At 62.1% G+C, this 18,003-nt stretch carries 20 protein-coding genes; 12 read left to right on the forward strand and 8 right to left on the reverse strand.

Annotated features, from left to right (window positions below; translation table 11 throughout):
• The first annotated feature begins 5 nt into the window (after nt 1-5).
• The 9 genes from OPV09_RS28290 to OPV09_RS28330 all read left to right on the forward strand — a co-directional run bounded on the left by OPV09_RS28290 (nt 6) and on the right by OPV09_RS28330 (nt 8,190).
• On the forward strand, nt 6-1,139 hold the full coding sequence (locus OPV09_RS28290) for an MlaE family ABC transporter permease (RefSeq protein ID WP_072457592.1): 1,134 nt from the start codon (nt 6-8) through the stop codon (nt 1,137-1,139).
• Entirely contained in the window at nt 1,139-2,038 is a 900-nt protein-coding gene (locus OPV09_RS28295) for an ABC transporter ATP-binding protein (protein WP_072457590.1), read from the forward strand. The genes OPV09_RS28290 and OPV09_RS28295 overlap by 1 nt, the downstream gene beginning before the upstream one ends.
• A complete protein-coding gene (locus OPV09_RS28300) occupies nt 2,038-2,997 on the forward strand; it encodes an MlaD family protein (RefSeq protein WP_034754305.1) in 960 nt (319 codons plus the stop codon). Before OPV09_RS28295 ends, OPV09_RS28300 begins: the two co-directional genes overlap by 1 nt.
• A gap of 12 nt (nt 2,998-3,009) precedes the next feature.
• Complete coding sequence (locus tag OPV09_RS28305) at nt 3,010-3,624, forward strand: ABC-type transport auxiliary lipoprotein family protein (protein WP_219329291.1); 615 nt, start codon at nt 3,010-3,012, stop codon at nt 3,622-3,624.
• Nucleotides 3,621-4,808: a VanZ family protein gene (locus OPV09_RS28310; protein ID WP_072457584.1), complete on the forward strand. Its 1,188-nt coding sequence runs from the start codon at nt 3,621-3,623 to the stop codon at nt 4,806-4,808. Before OPV09_RS28305 ends, OPV09_RS28310 begins: the two co-directional genes overlap by 4 nt.
• A 40-nt stretch (nt 4,809-4,848) precedes the next feature.
• Nucleotides 4,849-5,166, forward strand: a complete 318-nt coding sequence (locus OPV09_RS28315; RefSeq protein WP_034781335.1) for a (2Fe-2S) ferredoxin domain-containing protein — start codon at nt 4,849-4,851, stop codon at nt 5,164-5,166.
• A 35-nt stretch (nt 5,167-5,201) separates the two neighbouring features.
• Nucleotides 5,202-5,855, forward strand: a complete 654-nt coding sequence (locus tag OPV09_RS28320; protein ID WP_338680069.1) for an alpha/beta hydrolase — start codon at nt 5,202-5,204, stop codon at nt 5,853-5,855.
• Between the two features lie 115 nt (nt 5,856-5,970).
• Nucleotides 5,971-7,116: a D-alanyl-D-alanine carboxypeptidase family protein gene (locus tag OPV09_RS28325; protein ID WP_034754313.1), complete on the forward strand. Its 1,146-nt coding sequence runs from the start codon at nt 5,971-5,973 to the stop codon at nt 7,114-7,116.
• A 147-nt stretch (nt 7,117-7,263) separates the two neighbouring features.
• The gene (locus OPV09_RS28330; protein ID WP_338680070.1) at nt 7,264-8,190 is read left to right on the forward strand and encodes an aldo/keto reductase; all 927 of its coding nucleotides are present in this window, start codon (nt 7,264-7,266) and stop codon (nt 8,188-8,190) included.
• Here OPV09_RS28330 and pssA read toward each other — a convergent pair.
• On the reverse strand, nt 8,187-8,927 hold the full coding sequence (pssA, locus tag OPV09_RS28335) for a CDP-diacylglycerol--serine O-phosphatidyltransferase (protein ID WP_226941593.1): 741 nt from the start codon (nt 8,925-8,927) through the stop codon (nt 8,187-8,189). The genes OPV09_RS28330 and pssA overlap by 4 nt on opposite strands.
• Before the next feature lie 266 nt (nt 8,928-9,193).
• Between pssA and OPV09_RS28340 the strand changes: the two genes are divergently transcribed.
• Together OPV09_RS28340 and OPV09_RS28345 are read left to right on the forward strand one after the other, a co-directional pair.
• Nucleotides 9,194-10,144 (forward strand): CAP domain-containing protein, encoded by a 951-nt coding sequence (locus OPV09_RS28340; RefSeq protein ID WP_338680072.1) that lies wholly within the window; start codon nt 9,194-9,196, stop codon nt 10,142-10,144.
• 105 nt (nt 10,145-10,249) lie between these two features.
• Nucleotides 10,250-10,885, forward strand: coding sequence for an Hpt domain-containing protein (locus OPV09_RS28345; RefSeq protein ID WP_338680073.1), 636 nt, complete (start codon nt 10,250-10,252; stop codon nt 10,883-10,885).
• A 3-nt stretch (nt 10,886-10,888) separates the two neighbouring features.
• Here OPV09_RS28345 and OPV09_RS28350 read toward each other — a convergent pair whose 3' ends face one another.
• Complete coding sequence (locus OPV09_RS28350; protein WP_034754322.1) at nt 10,889-11,086, reverse strand: hypothetical protein; 198 nt, start codon at nt 11,084-11,086, stop codon at nt 10,889-10,891.
• A gap of 179 nt (nt 11,087-11,265) precedes the next feature.
• Here OPV09_RS28350 and OPV09_RS28355 point away from each other — a divergent pair, with 179 nt between their 5' ends.
• On the forward strand, nt 11,266-12,960 hold the full coding sequence (locus OPV09_RS28355; protein WP_338680075.1) for a M1 family metallopeptidase: 1,695 nt from the start codon (nt 11,266-11,268) through the stop codon (nt 12,958-12,960).
• A gap of 59 nt (nt 12,961-13,019) precedes the next feature.
• Here the strand turns inward: OPV09_RS28355 and OPV09_RS28360 are convergent, their stop codons facing one another.
• From OPV09_RS28360 to rpmH, 6 genes are all read right to left on the reverse strand, one after another.
• Nucleotides 13,020-13,319, reverse strand: a complete 300-nt coding sequence (locus tag OPV09_RS28360) for a hypothetical protein (RefSeq protein ID WP_338680076.1) — start codon at nt 13,317-13,319, stop codon at nt 13,020-13,022.
• Nucleotides 13,320-13,328: 9 nt separating this feature from the next.
• Nucleotides 13,329-14,708: a tRNA uridine-5-carboxymethylaminomethyl(34) synthesis GTPase MnmE gene (mnmE, locus tag OPV09_RS28365; RefSeq protein WP_034754331.1), complete on the reverse strand. Its 1,380-nt coding sequence runs from the start codon at nt 14,706-14,708 to the stop codon at nt 13,329-13,331.
• A gap of 184 nt (nt 14,709-14,892) precedes the next feature.
• Nucleotides 14,893-16,626 carry a membrane protein insertase YidC gene (yidC, locus tag OPV09_RS28370; RefSeq protein WP_070301977.1) on the reverse strand — a complete coding sequence of 578 codons (1,734 nt, stop codon included), beginning with the start codon at nt 16,624-16,626 and terminating at the stop codon, nt 14,893-14,895.
• An 11-nt stretch (nt 16,627-16,637) separates the two neighbouring features.
• Nucleotides 16,638-16,898 carry a membrane protein insertion efficiency factor YidD gene (yidD, locus tag OPV09_RS28375; RefSeq protein WP_034754335.1) on the reverse strand — a complete coding sequence of 87 codons (261 nt, stop codon included), beginning with the start codon at nt 16,896-16,898 and terminating at the stop codon, nt 16,638-16,640.
• Nucleotides 16,895-17,332, reverse strand: coding sequence for a ribonuclease P protein component (gene rnpA / locus OPV09_RS28380; RefSeq protein ID WP_099403828.1), 438 nt, complete (start codon nt 17,330-17,332; stop codon nt 16,895-16,897). Before rnpA ends, yidD begins: the two co-directional genes overlap by 4 nt.
• Nucleotides 17,333-17,355: 23 nt before the next feature.
• Nucleotides 17,356-17,490, reverse strand: a complete 135-nt coding sequence (gene rpmH, locus OPV09_RS28385; protein WP_010401996.1) for a 50S ribosomal protein L34 — start codon at nt 17,488-17,490, stop codon at nt 17,356-17,358.
• Nucleotides 17,491-18,003 lie beyond the last annotated feature (513 nt).

Below are 18,003 nucleotides of genomic sequence, written 5' to 3' on the forward strand. Positions count from 1 at the left end.
GCATGATGCCGACTGTACAATCGCCGAAACTGACCCTCTCCCAGACCAGCTCCCAACAGGGAGCCCTTGTCACTGCCAGCGGCACCTGGCAGGTGCACGCGCTGGCGCATGACAATGCCATCAAGGCCATCGACGCCCAGCTCAAACCCTTGCAGGGCGATGCCAAGGCGCAATGGGACCTGTCGGCCATCGACAGCATGGACCATATCGGCGCCCAACTGTTCTGGAATGCCTGGGGCAAGCAGCGTCCCGCGCAGCTGACCCTGGCGCCATCGCAGGAAGAGTTTTTCCGGCGCATCGAAGAAACGGGACCGTTGACGACGCCGCCCTCGCGCGCCAACCGCCTCACGCCCGTGATGAAACTGGGCATGGCCATTTTGCTGTTTTTCGAACATTTGAAGGGCTTTATTGCCTTGGTCGGCCAGGTGACACAGGATATCGGCCGTTTCGCGCGCCATCCGATGCGCGGGCCATGGCGTGAAATCTCCGCCAATATCTTCCATGCGGGCTTCCAGGCGCTGGGCATCACGGCCCTCGTCGGCTTTCTGATCGGCGTCGTGCTGTCCTACCTGTCCGCGCAGCAGCTGCGCGCGTTTGGCGGCGACATCTACCTGGTCAACCTGCTGGGCATGAGCGTCATCCGCGAACTGGGGCCGCTCTTGGCCGCCATCCTCGTGGCCGGGCGCTCCGGTTCATCCATCACGGCCCAGCTGGGCGTCATGCGCGTCACGGAAGAACTCGACGCCATGCTGGTGATGGGCATTTCGCACGGTTTCCGCCTGATCATGCCGAAAGTGCTGGCCCTGGCCATATCCATGCCCCTGCTCGTCATCTGGACGGACACGGCCGCGCTGATCGGCGGCATGGTGGCGGCCAAGGTGGAATTGAACCTGTCGGCGCGCTATTTTATACAGAAGCTGCCCGACGCCGTGCCGCTGGCCAACTACATGATCGGTCTGGGCAAGGGCGTGATTTTCGGCATGCTGATCGCCCTTGTCTCGTGCCACTTCGGTCTGCGCATCAAGGCCAACACGGAAAGCCTGGGGCGCGGCACCACCACCGCCGTCGTCACGGCCATCACCGTCGTGATCCTGGCCGACGCCGTGTTCGCCATCGTCTTCAATGGAGTGGGCTACTGATGGCAGACGACACCAATATCGCCTGCGGCACCGGCAAGGACGGCCAGTTCAACCTGCACGGCAGCGCGCCCGTGGTGGACATCACCAATCTGTGGACCAAGTTCGGCCGCACCGTCGTGCACCAGGACTTGAACCTGGAAATCGAACGGGGAGAGATCCTGTCCATCGTGGGCGGCTCCGGTACAGGCAAGACGGTGCTGCTGCGCCAGATGCTGGGCCTGGAACATCCGGCGCGCGGCTGCGTCAAAGTCTTTGGCGAAGATATCAACAAGGCAAGTTCAGACCAGCTGCAACAGTTGCGCAACCACTGGGGCATGCTGTTCCAGCAAGGCGCACTGTATTCGGCGCTGACCGTGTTCGACAATGTGGCCCAGCCGATGCGCGAATTGCGCGTGCTGCCCGAAGCGCTGGTGCACGACGCGGTATTATTGAAGATGAATATGGTGGGCCTGGGCCCGGAGCATGCGCTCAAGATGCCGTCGGACTTGTCGGGCGGCATGATCAAGCGCGTGGCCCTGGCCCGCGCCTTGGCGCTGGAACCGAAGCTGTTGTTCCTCGACGAACCGACGGCGGGCCTGGATCCGGACCTGTCGGAAAGTTTTGTCGCCCTGATCCAGTCGCTGCACCGCGAGCTGGGCTTGACGGTGGTGATGGTCACGCATGACCTCGACACCTTGTTCGCCCTGTCCACGCGCATCGCCGTGCTGGCGGAAAAACATGTGATCGCCATCGGCCCCACGCGCGAGGTGATCGAAGTCGACCACCCGTTCATCAAGCAATTTTTCCTCGGCGACCGCGGCAAGCGCGCGCTGGCCGTCCTCGATGAGAAACAGGCGGCGGCGGGCAAGGCGGCGCAGCCAGGCGACGACGCCGGCACAGACACGAAAGCGGAGAAGTAATGGAAAACAGATCACATGCCCTGATGACGGGATTTTTTACACTGACCCTGCTGGTGGCCGCCATCCTGTTCGGCGTCTGGTTCAACCGCGACCGCGTGGAACGGGTGCCGTATCTGCTCGCCACCACCCTGTCCGTACCGGGCCTGAACCCGCAGGCCACCGTGCGCTACCGGGGCCTGGAAGTGGGCAAGGTCGACGCCATCGATTTCGACACGCAAAAGGCGGGGCAAATCCTCGTGCACATCAGCGTGGCGCCCGACACGCCCGTTACCAACACCACGTTTGCCACCCTCGGCTACCAGGGCGTGACGGGCATCGCCTACATCCAGCTCGACGACGAGCATGTGGGTTCGAAACTGCTGGGCACCAGCAAGGACAAGCCGTCGCTGATCCCCCTGCGCGCCGGCTTGCTCGACCAGCTGGAAAAACGGGGCAAGCGCATCCTCGACCAGGCCGAACAGATCACCAACAAGGTCAACAACCTGCTCAGCCCCGACAACCAGGCGGCCATGCTGGGCGCCTTCACGGAAGTGGGCAAGGCCGCCAAGGCTTTTGGCGCCATTCCGCAGCAACTGGAACCGACCCTGACACAATTGCCGCAACTGACGGAACAGACGCGCCAAACCCTGACGGCCGTGAGCACGGCCAGCAAGAATGTGTCGGACTTGACGGCCACGTGGAAAAAACTGGGCAACGATATCCAGGCGCCAGGCGGCGTGCTCGACAAGGTCAATGGCACGGTCGACCGGGTCGGCAGCTCGGTGGAAACGGTGGCCAATGGCGTGTCGCTGGAAGTCTTGCCGCAAGTCATCGAGCTGAGCGGCGAAGCGCGCTCCTCGATGCGCGCCCTGAAAACCACCATGAGCACGCTCAATGAACAGCCGCAGAGCATCTTGTTCGGCGCCCCAGACATCCCGCCCGGCCCGGGCGAGCCCGGTTTTTCGGCACCGGGCAAATAAGGAGAACACCGCATGCCTACCCCACGCAATCTCAGCGCACTCATCCTGGCCGCCGCATTCCTGCTGGGCGGCTGCGCCAGCCGCGGCCCCGTCCCCACTTTCTATGATTTCGGCCCGGCCGCACCGCTGGCAGACGCGCAAGCAGCCGCGCCAGCCGTGCCCGTGCTGGTAATCGCCGACGCCAACGGTCCATCCTGGCTCGACAGCCAGCGCATGTATTACCGCTTGCTGTACGCCGATGCGCAGCAATCGCGTCCGTACGCCTACAACCGCTGGAACACGCCGCCGCTGCAACTGCTGAGCCAGCGCCTGAAAACGCGCGTGGCGCAAAGCGGCGTGAAAGTGTTGTCGACCACGGACGCGGCCGCCGGCATGCCCCTGCTGCGCATCGACGTCGATGATTTCTCGCAAAACTTCGATACGCAGACGCAGAGCAGCGGCCACGTGTCGCTGCGCGCCTCGCTGTTTCGCGGCCACCGCCTGATCGACCAGAAAACCTTCAGCCGCAGCGGACCCGCCGGCAGCGCCGATGCGCAAGGCGGCGCGCAGGCGCTGGCGGCGGCATCGGACGCCATCGCCGCCGACCTGCTCACTTGGCTGGGCACGCTGAATATCACGAAAGAATGACCGACCCCGCATCCCCCGCCAGCCCGGCGGCGCCGCTGCCGCCCGTCCGTTCCTCGCCCGTGTCGCGCGCGACCCTGCTCGCCTACGTCTTCCTGATCGTGTATGCGAGCTGGTTCCCGTTCACGGGCTGGCACAGCAATGGTTTGTCGCCGCTGACGTTCCTGGAAAACACGCGCATGCCCCGCTACTGGACGGGCTTTGACGTGGGCATCAACGTCGTCGGCTACATTCCGCTGGGCGCGCTGATCGTGTATTCGCTGTTTCCGAGGATCACGGGTTTCTTTGCCGTCATCGTCGCCAGCCTGTGCGGCATGTTGATTTCGGGCAGCATGGAAGCCGTGCAAACCTATTTGCCCAGCCGCGTCTCGTCGAACCTCGATTTTTATACGAATGCGGCCGGCTGCTGCATCGGTTCCATCATCGGCGCCCTGACGGCGCGCAAGCTGCTCGACCAAAGTCATTTGTTCCGCTTGCGCCAGCGCTGGTTTGCCCAGCACGCCAGCCAGGGCTTGGTGCTCGTGGCCCTGTGGCCGCTGGCGCAAATCTATCCGCAAGGCTATCTGTTCGGCCTGGGCCAGCTGCTGCCCATCCTGTCGGACTGGCTGTCGCAGCTGGCGGGCATCGACATCGACCTGGCCGCGTATCTGCGTCCCGACGTCGTCTTGACGGTCGAGCAATATTGGCTTTCGGAAACCATCATCACGGCTTGCGGCATGACGGGCGCCGTGCTCACCCTGCTGTGCCTGCTGCGCCGCGCCGCGCCGCGCACCATCTTGATGCTGGTCCTGATCGCCGCTGCCTTGATCGTGCGCTCGATGGCCAGCGCGCTGCTGTTTTCACCGGAAAACGCCTTCGTCTGGATCACGCCGGGCGCCCAGGGCGGCTTTTTGATCGGCCTGATCATGCTGGGCGGCCTGGCGTTCGCGCCGCACGTGGCGCAGCGTCGCATCGCGGCCGCCACCTTGCTGCTGAGCCTGGTGATGGTGAATACGACGCCGATCAACCCATACTTCATGTCAACATTGCAAGGCTGGTTTCAAGGCAAGTTCCTCAACTTCAATGGCGCGGCGCAATTTTTGGCTTTGCTGTGGCCCTTCATGGCCCTGTGGTTCCTGTGCCTGCCCTCGCACCGCCTGAACCGGCAAGAAGATGTGCAGCGCCAGCGTCGCGAAGACCACCCATAAGCGTTATCATGGCGCATTGATGATTCCGCAGGAGCATAGTATGAGCGACGCACCGTATTTTGAACGCCACGTTTTTTTCTGCATGAACAAACGTGAAGACGGCCGCAACAGCTGCGGCGACCATGGCGCGGAAGCGGCGCAAAAGCATTGCAAGCGCCGCATCAAGGAACTCGACATGAATGGCGCGGGCAAGATCCGCATCAACCAGGCCGGCTGCATGGACCGCTGCGAAGAAGGCCCGCTGCTGGTGATCTACCCGGAAGCGACCTGGTACACCTACGTCGACACCAGCGATATCGATGAAATCATCGATACGCACCTGGTGGGCGGCAAGATCGTCGAACGCCTCAAGATTTAATGCCAATTTAAGAGATACCCACCAGTATGAGCATCATGAACAGAAACTCGGAAAAATTTACCCTCGCCGGCCATGCAGGCAGCATGGAAGGCTTGCTCGATTTCCCGGCAGACACTCCGCGCGGCATCGCCCTCGTTGCCCATCCGCATCCGCTGTACGGCGGCACGATGGACAACAAGGTCACGCAAACCCTGGCGCGCGCGTTTGTCGCGCTCGGTTACGTGGTGGCGCGCATCAACTTCCGCGGCGTCGGTGCTTCCGAAGGCGTGCACGACCATGGCGTGGGCGAAACGGACGACATGCAGTTGCTGTATGAACACATGCGCGGCCTGTACCCGGGCTTGCCCGTGGCCTTGTCCGGTTTCTCGTTCGGCACCTTCGTGCAATCGGAACTGCAGGAACGTCTGGCCGCCGCCGGTACGCCCGTCGAGCGCCTGGCGCTGATCGGCAGCGCGGCCGGCAAATGGGCCATGGCCGACATTCCCGCCGACACCATCTTGATCCACGGCGAACTGGACGACACGATCCCCCTGTCCGCCGTCTTCGACTGGGCCCGTCCACAAGACATTCCCGTGATCGTGATCCCCGGCGCCGACCACTTTTTCCACCGCAAGCTCAATCACATCAAGAACCTCGTGATTGCCCTGTGGCATGGTGACAAACCCGCAATCGCAGCAGATGATCATTGAAGTGTGGGCTTACTAGCGCCTCCACGGCTATAATTGATCCGTTTTTTCCACGCGGCCATGCAAGCAGCAACAGCATGGCCCTCAGCCTTCATCTTTTTCTCGCAGACCAGCCTCCATGAAAAAACTTTTAGCGGCACTGGCCTCCAGTGTATTTTTCTTTTCCGCCGCCTACGCCCAGAGCGTTCCAGCCCCGACCATCGCCGCCAAGTCCTGGCTGTTGCTTGACGCCACCAGTGGCCAGATCATTGCTTCGCAAGATCCTGACGCGCGCATCGAGCCGGCCTCGTTGACCAAAATCATGACGGCTTACCTGACGTTTGCCGCCATCCGCGAAAAGAAACTGGCGCTGGACCAGAAAGTCAACGTGTCCGTGCGCGCATGGAAAGTCGATTCGAGCAGCTCGAAGATGTTCATCGACCCCGCTACCCCTGTCTCGATCGACGACTTGCTGCACGGCCTGATGATTCAATCGGGTAACGACGCCGCCGTGGCGCTGGCGGAAGCCGTTGCCGGCGATGAAGGCACGTTCGTCGTGCTGATGAACCGCGAAGCCCAGCGCATGGGTCTGAAAAACACGCGTTTTGCCAATCCGCATGGCTTGCCTAGCCCCGATAACTATTCCACGGCGCAAGACCTGTCCGTGCTGGCCAAGCGCGTGATCGCCGACTACCCGGAATTCTACAAAATCGATTCCATCAAGAGCTTTACGTACAACAAGATTACCCAGCCTAACCGCAACCGCCTGTTGTGGCTGGACCCTACCGTCGATGGCATGAAAACGGGCCACACGGAAGCGGCCGGCTATTGCATGATCGCGTCGGCCCGCCGCCCAGGCGGCACGGGCGAGCGCCGTTTGATCTCCGTGGTGCTGGGCACCTCGTCGGACCAGGCCCGCACGCAGGAAAGCCAGAAGCTGCTGAACTGGGGCTTCCAGAACTTCGATACGGTCAAACTGTACTCGAAGGGCCAGGCAGTGGCCACGCCGGAAGTGTGGAAGGGCTCGAAAGGCACCGTGAAAATCGGTTTCGCCCGCGATGTGCTCGTCACCGTACCAAAAGGCACGGCTGCCAAGATGAAACCTGTGCTGGAACGCAAGGACCCGCTGGTCGCGCCATTGGCTGAAAACGCCCCGGTCGGCAAGCTGAAAATGATGGTCGACGACAAGGTCCTGCTGGAACTGCCGGTCGTGGCGCTGGAAACCATCAACCAGGCAACGATCTTCGGCCGCGCCTGGGATTCGATGCGCCTGTGGATGAAATAAGTCTTTAGCGTTTCCCCATAAAAATGCCCGCAGATGCTGCGGGCATTTTTTTCGTCTGTCTCGCCGCCGATTTCTCCACAGCATGCTGTAGCGTAGCTGGCTATAATCGTGGCGTCACCTTCGTCTCCACCATCAGAAAGCCAGCCCATGAGCCATGTATTTCCCGCCAGCCTGCAAGCGCCGCGCAGCCGTTTGAGCAGCAACGGTCCCGAACTGTCGCGAGTCGTTGCCGGCATGTGGCGCATCGGCGAGTGGAATATGTCGGCGCAGCAGCGCCTGGCTTTCATCGAGCAATGTCTGGCGCTGGGCGTGTCCAGTTTCGACCATGCCGACATCTATGGCGATTACAGCGCCGAAGGGCTATTTGGCGAAGCGCTGGCCTTGCAGCCGGGCTTGCGCGACAAGATGGAGCTGGTCAGCAAGTGCGGCATCAAGCTGCTGTCGCCGCACCGTCCCGGCCATGCCATCCAGCATTACGACACAAGCGCGGCGCACATCACCAGTTCCGTGGAACACACCCTGCGCCAGCTGCACACGGACCGCCTGGACTTGCTGCTGATCCACCGTCCCGACCCGCTGATGGATTTCGACGAGATCGCCGGCGCCTTCACGCAATTGGAAGCGGCAGGCAAGGTGCTGCACTTTGGCGTGTCGAACTTCAGCCGCCACCAGTTCGAGTGTCTGCACCGGCGCTTCCCGCTGGTAACGAACCAGGTGGAATTTTCTCCGCTGCACGTGGCGCCCCTGTTCGACGAAACCTTCGACGGCTTGCAGGACGTGGGCGTGGCGCCGATGATCTGGTCGCCGCTGGCGGGCGGCCGGCTGTTCCAGGGCGGCGACGCGAATGTGGAGAACTTGCGCAATGTGATCAAGCAGATCGCCGACCAGCTGCAGCGTCCGTTTGCCAGCGTCGTATTTGCGTGGATCATGCAACTGCCTTGCCGTCCCCTGCCGCTGACGGGCACGGGCCGCATCGAAGCCGTCGGCGTGGCCGTGGAAGGCACGCAGTTTACACTCAGCCGCAGCGACTGGTTCGCCATCCTGCGCGCCGCACGCGGGCACGAGGTGGCTTAGTCAATTTCATCCGGATCGTTGAAAACCTGGGGAAGCGCAATGCCGCGCCAGCCCAGGTACCACGCCAGGTTGAGCAGCAGGGTGGCGCCGATGTAGACGGCGAAGAACAGCGCGAAGAAGCTGGTCTTCAGCCACACGAGCAGGGCGATGGCCACGATCAGCACCAGCAGCGCGGCCAGGCTTTTCTTTTGCTTGGAGCTGGGGAAACGCAAAGTCGACACCATCAGGCTGCCCACGCCCACGAGCAGCAGCATCAGCAGATAGCTGTGCAGCATGGAATCGATGGGCGCCGGCCAGGCCACCACGACGGCCGCCACGCAAGCGGCCCCGGCCGTGATCGGCATGCCGACGAAATACAGGGGGTCCGTGCGCCCCACGTTCACATTGAAGCGCGCCAGGCGCATCGCACCACACGCGACAAAGAAGAAGCTGGCCATGCCGCCAAAGCGCAGCAGCAGCGGATCGTGCACGCCCATCTGCACGAAGCCGTAGCAGTACAACAGGACGGCCGGGGCGCAGCCGAAATTCATCACGTCGGCGATGGAATCGAGCTGCACGCCGAACTGCGAACTGGTGTTCGTCAGGCGTGCGACATAGCCGTCGAGCGCATCGAACACGCCGGCCAGCACCAGCAGCGCCGCCGCCAAGCGGTAGGCATCCGCGTCGCCCACGGCGGCGTTATCGACGGAAATGACGATGCTGGCAAAACCGCATGCTATCGAAAGCAAAGTCACCATGCTGGGCAAGGCGTATTTGGCGCGCTGCAGGCGCGACTTGGGCAATGTGTTCAAATGTATGGGCAATCAAAAAATCGGAAGTAAGGCGATGCAGCGGCAAACGCTGCGCTACGCTCATTCTACCCTGCGCAGCTGCGGCACCGTCCGCGCACGAGCGCGACATATCTTTTCATGGATGCGCTACGCGGTATCAAAATACCTTAGAATCGTTTTACAGGACAGCACGCTGGCCCCACCGCTGTCCGCCTACCTATACAGGAGCCAACTTGATTGCCTCGTCACTGCGTTGGAAATACTGGATACCCGCCCTGCTGACTGCAGCACTGCTGAGCGCCTGCGGCGGCGGCGATAGCGGCAGCAATACGTCGCTGAGCACCTCTACCCCGGCCGGACAGCTGACACAGGAGCCGGGCGCTCCCGTCCTCAGCAACAATATTGCCACCGATGGCTTTAACTGGTTCAACTACCGGCGCAGCCAGATCGGCCTGTCGCCGATGGTGCGCAACAGCCTGATCGACGGCGCGGCGCTGGGCCATTCCAGCTATCTCAATCTCAACAGTACAGTGGCGCACGAGCAGGTGCAGGGCAAGCCCGGCTTTACGGGCGTCAAGCTGGGCGACCGCCTGGCCAAGGCCGGCTACGTCGTCACGTCGCTGCAGGGCGAAGTCATCGCGGGCGCGGGCAACACGTCCGGCTTTTACCTGGCCGAAGAGCTGGTCACGGCCATCTATCACCGCTTCGTCATTTTCGAGCCGTTGTTCAAGGAAGGCGGCGCGGGCGCGGCCGTCAGCAGCTCCGGCTATGCCTATTTCACCACCGACATGGCCGGCAACCGCAACTATGGCCCCGGGCTGGCGGCGGGACAGATCGTCACCTATCCTGTCAGCGGACAGCAGAAGGTAGCCGTCAGTTTTTCCAGCGATAACGAATCGCCCGATCCCGTGCCGAACCAGGACGTGGTTGGCTACCCGATCAGCGTGCATGCCAACTACGGCACGCCCGTCAGCGTGACGGCATTCAGCGTGCGCCAGCGCGGTGCCGCCACGGACCTGGCGGTACGCCTGCTCACCAGCGGCAACGATGTGCATACGCCGGTCTCGGCCGCGTCCATCATCCCACTGGCGACCTTGAACGCGAACACCAGCTATGACGTGAGTTTCATCGGCAAAGTCAATGGCGCGGACGTCACGCACAGCTGGTCATTCACGACGCGCTAGCGATGTCGCTGGCGGCCAAGCGGGCGCGGCGTCGAGGATGACTGGATGTAGAATAGCTGTTCCTGCTTTACGGCAATTGACAAGTTTTGGGGCGCTCTGCACAGCATGCTGAAACCACACGCCACTTGCGATGATGATGCCGCCGTTGCGGCATCCGACATGGTCCGTATTCTCGATGTCGAGAACGGACTGGGCCGCATCATGGGCGACCGCATCCTGTACCTGAAAATCCTGCGCCGCTTCCTGCACGACCACGGCACCACGCCGTGCCAGATCCGCGCCGAATTCGACGCGGGCAACTACGCTTCCGCTCGCCTGAAGGCGCATACCCTGAAAGGCGCCGCCGGCATGATCGGCGCGCGCCACGTGCACAGCCTGGCGGAAACCCTGGAATCGGCACTGCGTGCGCAGGCACCCGACCTGGCCCAGCAGATGCTGCAGCTGGAACTGGCGCAGGATCAATTGCTCGGCGCGGTCAGCAGCATGCTGGGCACGCCGGAAGCGGCCCATACGGCGGCGCAGGACGTGGCGCCCGACCCGGCCGCACCCGCCATCCAGCTGCTGCTGGCGCGCCTGGCCAGCCACCTGCGCGAAGGCGACGGCGCGGCCATCGACATCCTGGAAAACTCGGCCAGCCTGCTCGCTGCCAGCCTGGGCGTCAACGTCTATCAGGAAGTGGCAGCCGCCGCGCACGAGTTCGATTTCGAAGGCGCCCTGGCGGCGCTGCTGCGGCGCCGCTAGCGCTCAGCTGTTGTACTGCGCCTCTTCCGCATACGCCACGCAACAACTCTTGCAACAGAAACGGCGCACGGCATCGAGCGGCTTGTCGCAATACCAGCATGCGCCTTTTGGCGGCAGCGCTGCGATCAATTGCGGCAGGGAAGGCAATGGCGGCGCCACCATCCCCCTGCTTTCCACGACTTCCGGCTGTTCGCTGTCCATGGCGCTTCCTTTCCTAGCGGCACTTCAAGGCCGCTCAGCAAGATTACGTCAGCGTCGTTTGAAGCCCATGACATTTCTCAACCGGGGCCACGCTTGCCCTATCGGCACCTTGAAATTTCCAAACGACAACGTTGTCACTTCACACTACAATCGGTGTTCCGTTCACTTGCGCGCTCGCCATGAAACACATTCCCCTGCTGCTCTCCTGCCTGCTGCTCAGCGCCTGCGCCACGCGCGCGCCCACCGCCTACACCCTCAATTCAGGCGCCGAACGCACGCCGGAACAATTGGCGGTGGTGTTCGAACACGCCGACCTGACCCTGCGCATCGACCCTGCCAGCCGCAGCATTGCCGGCGATGCGCGCCTGACTTTCCTGGCCACGCAGCCGATCTCGCGTTTCGCGCTGGACCTGGACCGCAATCTGCCTGTCGACACCATCGAAATCGACGGCAAGGCGCTGCGGCCGCAAGACTATGCCAACCCGGACGGCCGCCTGAGCATGACCTTGCCTGCCACCCTCGCGGCAGGCGCGCGCACCACCATCCGCGTCGTCTACCACGGCGTGCCGCACGTCGCCGTGAAAGCGCCGTGGGATGGCGGCATGGTCTGGTCGAGCACGGCCGATGGCGCGCCGTGGATCGCCAGCGCCGTGCAAGGCGAGGGCTGCGACCTGTTCTGGCCGTGCATCGACCACCCGATGGGCAAGGCCCGGCTGATCGACCAGCACATCATCGTGCCGGCGCCGCTGGTGGCCGCCGGCAATGGCATCGCACTCGGCATGGATGAGGCCGACGGCTGGCGCACCTGGCACTGGCGCGCCAAGCATCCGAGCACCTATGGCATTGCCCTCAACGTGGCGCCCTACCGCAGCATGCAGGGCGAGTATGTGAGCCGCTACGGCAACCGCATCCCCCTGCAATTCTGGTATCTGCCGGAAAGCGAAGCGAAGGCTGGCGCCCTGTTCGCGGAATTGCCGCCCATGCTCAACTTTTTTGAAAGCGTCATCGGCCCCTACCCGTTTGGCGATGAGAAAGTCGGTATCGCCGAAACCCCGCACAAGGGCATGGAACACCAGACCATCAATGCCTATGGCAACAAATTCGCCAAGACCAGCTATGGCTACGATGAATTGCTGCAGCATGAATTTGCCCATGAATGGTTCGGCAACCAGCTGACCAACAGCAACTGGGACGACATGTGGCTGCACGAAGGCTTCGGCACGTATATGCAACCGCTGTACATGCAATATCTGCGGGGCGAGCAAGAGTATTTTGCTTCGCTGCAGCAAATGCGCGCCGGCATCGTCAACAAGGCGCCCATGGTCTCGGGCAAACCGAAAAGCGAGGAAGAAGTCTACGACCTGAAAAAGGGCGGGCCGGGCGGCGACCTGTATGTGAAAGGGGCGCTGGTGTTGCACACCTTGCGCGGCCTGATCGGCGACGACGCCTTCTTCCGCGCCGTGCGCCTGCTCGTCTACGGCACGGAACAGCCGCAGCCGGGCCAGTTCCAGCCGCGCTATGGCAGCACGACGGAATTCATGGCCATCGTCAACAAAGTCACGGGCAGCAATTACGACTGGTTCTTCCAGATCTATCTGTACCAGGCGGCATTGCCCGAGCTGTCCGCCGTGCGCGACGGCGACACCTTGCGCCTGCTATGGAAGACGCCGGCCGACATCGCCTTCCCGATGCCGGTGGAAGTGCGTATCGGCAAAGAAATCCATACCGTTCCCATGTCGCTGGGCTTTGGCGAACTGCCCCTGCCGGCTGGCGCTACGTACACGCTCGACCCGCACTCGCGCGTGCTGCGCCGCGCCGAGCATATCGAGACGTTCCAGAAGTTCAGGGAGCAGGCGAAGGCGAAGAAGGGGTAACAAACCCTGGGGTCAGACCCCCTCGCACGTTAGCGATGACCTTTTTTCACCGTTCGGACTTATTTCCGAAAGCTCCTGACCGCATCATTCGCATGCGCGTCGATGACTTTTTTGATCGCCGGCTGTCCCGCATACTTGGCGGACAGCCGCTTCCACTGCCGCTGCGCCTGGCCGCAAGAATCGTCCACGGCAGCGATGATCTCGCGCTGGCGCGCCTTGTCGTTGTCATCCCACTCGCCGGCAAAGTGCTCGCACATCTGGGCGTTCTCGACGAACTTCGCCACGTCCTTGGGCAACTTTTCCTGCGCGCCAGCCAGCATGGGCAGGCAACTGAACAGCAGAACAAGCAGCTGCTTCATCGAACCTCCTTATTTGCCGATGCAGAAACGGCTGAAGATCACGCCCAGCAGATCGTCAGGCGAGAATTCGCCGGTGATGCTCGACAGTTGCACCTGCGCCAGGCGCAGCTCTTCGGCAAACAGGTCCAGCGACTGGTCGTCCTGCGCCGCATGCGCGGCGGCGATATCGAGATGCTTGCCGGCCGATTTCAAGGCGATCAGATGGCGTTCGCGCGCCAGGTACAGCGATTCGCCCGTCTGCTGCCAGCCGGCGATGCGCAGAAGCTCGGCGCGCAAGAGGTCAATGCCGATGTGCTCGTGCGCCGACAGATACACATGGGTGGCGTCGGGCATGCTGTCGACGCCGGGCTTGTGGCCGGACAGATCGATCTTGTTCCACACGCGCACCACGGGCACGCCTTCGGGGAAGGCGGCGACGATGGTTTCATCGGCCAGGGTCGGGCCGTGGTCGGCGTCGAGCAGGTGCAAGATCACGTCCGCCTTGCCGATTTCGCCCCAGGTGCGTTCGATGCCGATGCGCTCGACGGCGTCGATGGTGTCGCCCGCGCTGCGGATGCCGGCCGTGTCGATGATGTTGAGCGGAATGCCTTCAATCTGGATGGTTTCGCTGACCTTGTCGCGCGTGGTGCCGGCGATCGGCGTGACGATGGCCACGTCGGCGCCCGCCAGCGCGTTCAGCAGCGACGATTTACCGACGTTCGGCTGTCCGGCCAGCACGACATTGAGACCTTCGCGCAGCAACGCGCCCTGCGCCGCCTGGGCAAACACTTTGTTCAACGCTTCGATGACGGCTTTCAATTGGCCGCGCGCATTCGATTTTTCCAGGAAGTCGATTTCCTCTTCCGGGAAATCCAGGGTCGCCTCGACCAGCATGCGCAAGCCCGTCACCTGCTCGACCAGCGCGTGGATGGTGTTCGAGAACGCGCCCGACAGCGATTGCGAAGCGGACTTGGCCGCCGCTTCCGTGGATGCGTCGATCAGGTCGGCCACGGCTTCCGCTTGCGCAAGGTCCAGCTTGTCATTGAGAAACGCGCGGCGCGTGAATTCGCCCGGCTCGGCCAGGCGCAAGCCGCTGTCACGGCCCGCTTCGAGCACGCGCGCCAGCAGCAACTGCAGCACGATGGGGCCGCCGTGGCCCTGCAATTCCAGCACGTCTTCGCCCGTGTACGAATGCGGACCCTTGAAGTGGATGGCGATGCCCTGGTCGATGATGCTGCCATCGGCTTCCGTGAATGGCAGATAGGTGGCGTGGCGCGGTTTCAATTGCTGTGCGCCGAACAGGGCCGTCATTAAGGGAGCGAGGTTTTTGCCGGAGGCGCGTACCACGCCGATGCCGCCGCGACCGGGAGCGGTGGCAATGGCGGCGATAGGGGAAGAGTCGAGTTTCATGGGGATATTGTAATAGGTACGGCAAGGGAAGTGCAGCAACGTAGGTCGGCTTAGCGCGCAGCGTGTAAGCCGACGCAGCACACGCTGGCGATAGTGTCGGATTACGCGTGGCCTTGCCACGCCAATCCGACCTACAAGAATTAAAAAGCCCGCACTAGGCGGGCTTTCTGTTCGCTGGCCGGAATTACTTGGCGGCAGGCGCGTATTTCTTGGTGATCACCCATTGCTGGCCGATCGACAGGACGTTGTTGACGACCCAGTAGAGTACCAAGCCCGACGGGAAGAAGAAGAACATCACCGAGAATGCCAGTGGCATGAACAGCATCATCTTCGCTTGCATCGGATCGGCAGGAGCCGGGTTCAGCTTGGTCGTGATGTACATCGAGATCGCGTACAGCACTGGCAGGATGCACCATGGGTCATGCTGGGCCAGGTCGGTGATCCAGCCGATCCATGGCGCGCCGCGGATTTCCACGGACGCGTTCAGCACCCAGTACAGGGCGATAAAGACGGGCATCTGGATCAGGATCGGCAGGCAGCCGCCCAGCGGATTGATCTTTTCCGTCTTGTACAGCTCCATCGTGGCCTGGTTCATCTTTTGCGGATCGCCTTTGTAGCGCTCGCGAATCGCCTGCATCTTCGGCGTGACCAGTTTCATCTTGGCCATGCTGCGGTAGCCGGCGGCCGACAGCGGGAAGAAGGCCAGCTTGATCAGGATCGTGAAGGCGATGATGGTCCAGCCCCAGTTGCCCAGCACGCTGTGGATCTGTTCCATGACCCAGAACATCGGCTTGGCGATGATGGTCAGCCAGCCGTAATCCTTGACCAGTTCCAGGCCCGGCGAGACCGGTTCGAGCAGGTGGGCGATTTGCGGACCCGAATACAGCTTGCTGTCCATGCTGGCCGAGGCGCCTGGCGCCAGGGTAGGCAATGGCAGCACGTTGCCGATGGCGTACAAATTGGTGCCGACCTTCTTCGTGAAGATGTCGCGCTTGGCGTTTTCAGGCGGAACGAAAGCCGAGACGAAGAAGTGTTGCGAAATCGCAAACCAGCCGCCATTCGCCGTGGCCGGATGCAGACCCTTCATGGCGTTGTCGTTGCCCTTCTTCTCGTCTTCCACTGCCGCTTTTTCGATTTTCTCGAACGTCAGCTTCTGGTACTTGTCTTGCGGCGTGTACAGGGTCGGACCCGTGAAGCTGCTGTTGAAGAACGAGTCGCCGACCGGCTTGTTGCCGTCATGCGTCAGTTGCAGATACAGCTGCGGCGTCACGGGCGCTGCGCCCACGTTGGCCACATCGTGGCGCACGTCGATGACGTAATCGCCGCGCTTGAAGGTAAACGTCTTGGTCAGCTTGACGCCGCCTTCGACCGCTTCCATCACCAGTTGCACTTGCTTGCCGTCGCCGAGGGTGCGCACGCCAGGCTGCACGGTGAAACCGCTCGCATGGGTGGGGAATGGACCGCCGACCAGGCCCGACTGCGCCAGATAGGTGCGGTTCGCGCCTTCGTCGAACAGCACTTCGTTTTGCTTGCCATCGTCAGGCTGGCACCATTTGAACAGGCCGAAGCAGCCGCCGAACCAGCCCGGATTGCCCGCGCCCTTGAACTTCAGCAATTCCAGACGCTTGACCTGGCCGCCCAGGGTGTCGATGTCGACCTTGATGACGTCGGTGGTGATGGTAATCACTTCGCGCTTGAACGCGGCGGGATCGGTCGCTTCGCCAGGCACGGCGGCTGCGCCGGCAGCCGCGGCAGCCAGGGCGTCCGTCTTGGCCGGGGTGACAGGCGCCTTGGCGGTTTGTTCCGTGTTCGCGGAGAACATCGACGGCTTGCCGTTCGAGATCATCCATTCGTTCCAGAGAATTACCAGCGAGACGGAAAACACGATCCACAGGATGGTACGTTTATTGATATCCATTAGGGTATTTGTCAGGAGTGGTTGCAACCGCAAGCGGTCGTTGAAGATTGTTTACCGTCGGCCGGCGGCACCGGGTCGACGCCCCCTTCATTCCAGGGGTGGCAACGGCACAGGCGCTTGGCAGCCAGCAGGCTGCCCTTGGCCGTACCGTGCACTCGCAGCGCTTCCATCGCGTAATGCGAACAGCTCGGATAGAAACGGCAATTCTGTCCCAGCATGGGGCTGATCAGCAACTGATAAGCGCGCAGCAGGAACAGCAGCAGGGTTTTCATGGCGCGGATGGTGGTGGCGCAGCAACAGAACGGGCCTGGGCGGCGATTTGCGCCGCGAACAGGCGGCTCAATTCTTCACGCAGCTCGGCTTTGAGCTTGGTCGTGGTGGCCGGGCCATCCTTGCTGTTGACGGCGCGCGACAAACGCACCACGCAGTCGACCGGCGGCATCGCGCTGTTGCGAAACAGCTCGCGCGTGACGCGCTTGATCGTGTTGCGGGTCGCCGCGCGCGGCGCGAAACGCTTCGCCACAACGACGCCCAGCCGCGCATGCGGCAATTGATTGTGTCGGGTGTACAGCACAAAATGCGCTGTTTTTTGCGAAGGGCGCAAACGAAAAACGGATGAAAATTCATCCGTTTTAACGATACGCCGAACGCGCGCGAAGTCGTGTGAACCTTCGCGTTGATTGCCGACTGGAGTACAGCTAGCCACGCGATCAGCTGTCAACGACAAGCCTAGACGGCCAGACGTTTGCGGCCCTTTGCGCGACGTGCGTTGAGCACATCACGGCCACCACGGGTAGCCATACGAGCGCGGAAGCCGTGCGTACGCTTGCGGCGAACGACGGAAGGTTGGTAAGTACGTTTCATGTTGGTCTCGCTAAAAACAAAAAAAATGCAAAATCGGGTCTGACGTCCCGTCAGTTTTTGGTGCCAATGACAATCGCGCACTTATGCCAAGGCACAAGCTGGCCAATCTCATCGCCCGCTTAATCCACGCTTAGTCCATATTGTCGTTCCAAATGAATAAACACGGAATACGGGCGGGGAACCCTGAATTATTCAGCATATGCCCCCCTCTTGTCAAGGATTGCCGTGATCGCCTGGAAATTTGCGCGCCGGCCCCCATCTGCTTGCAAGGCCCCGCCACAGGCCGCGCCAGCACTGCTTGTGACGGGATAACCGGGGGATAAGTCGCCTCTTATGCACATGGCGCCCCACCCCGCCACAGAAAAATAAGCGTCGTGCCTGTGGATAACTTTCTCAGTCGGGAGTAGAATAGCGCGTTACGTGTGGCGAGCCCTCGCGCGACGCCGGCCTTGCAACACGGTGAACGCAGGGCAGAATCGATACGCCCTCCCACACCTTTTCACATAGACATAC

This window comes from Janthinobacterium sp. TB1-E2, assembly GCF_036885605.1.
Lineage (GTDB): Bacteria > Pseudomonadota > Gammaproteobacteria > Burkholderiales > Burkholderiaceae_D > Janthinobacterium > Janthinobacterium aestuarii.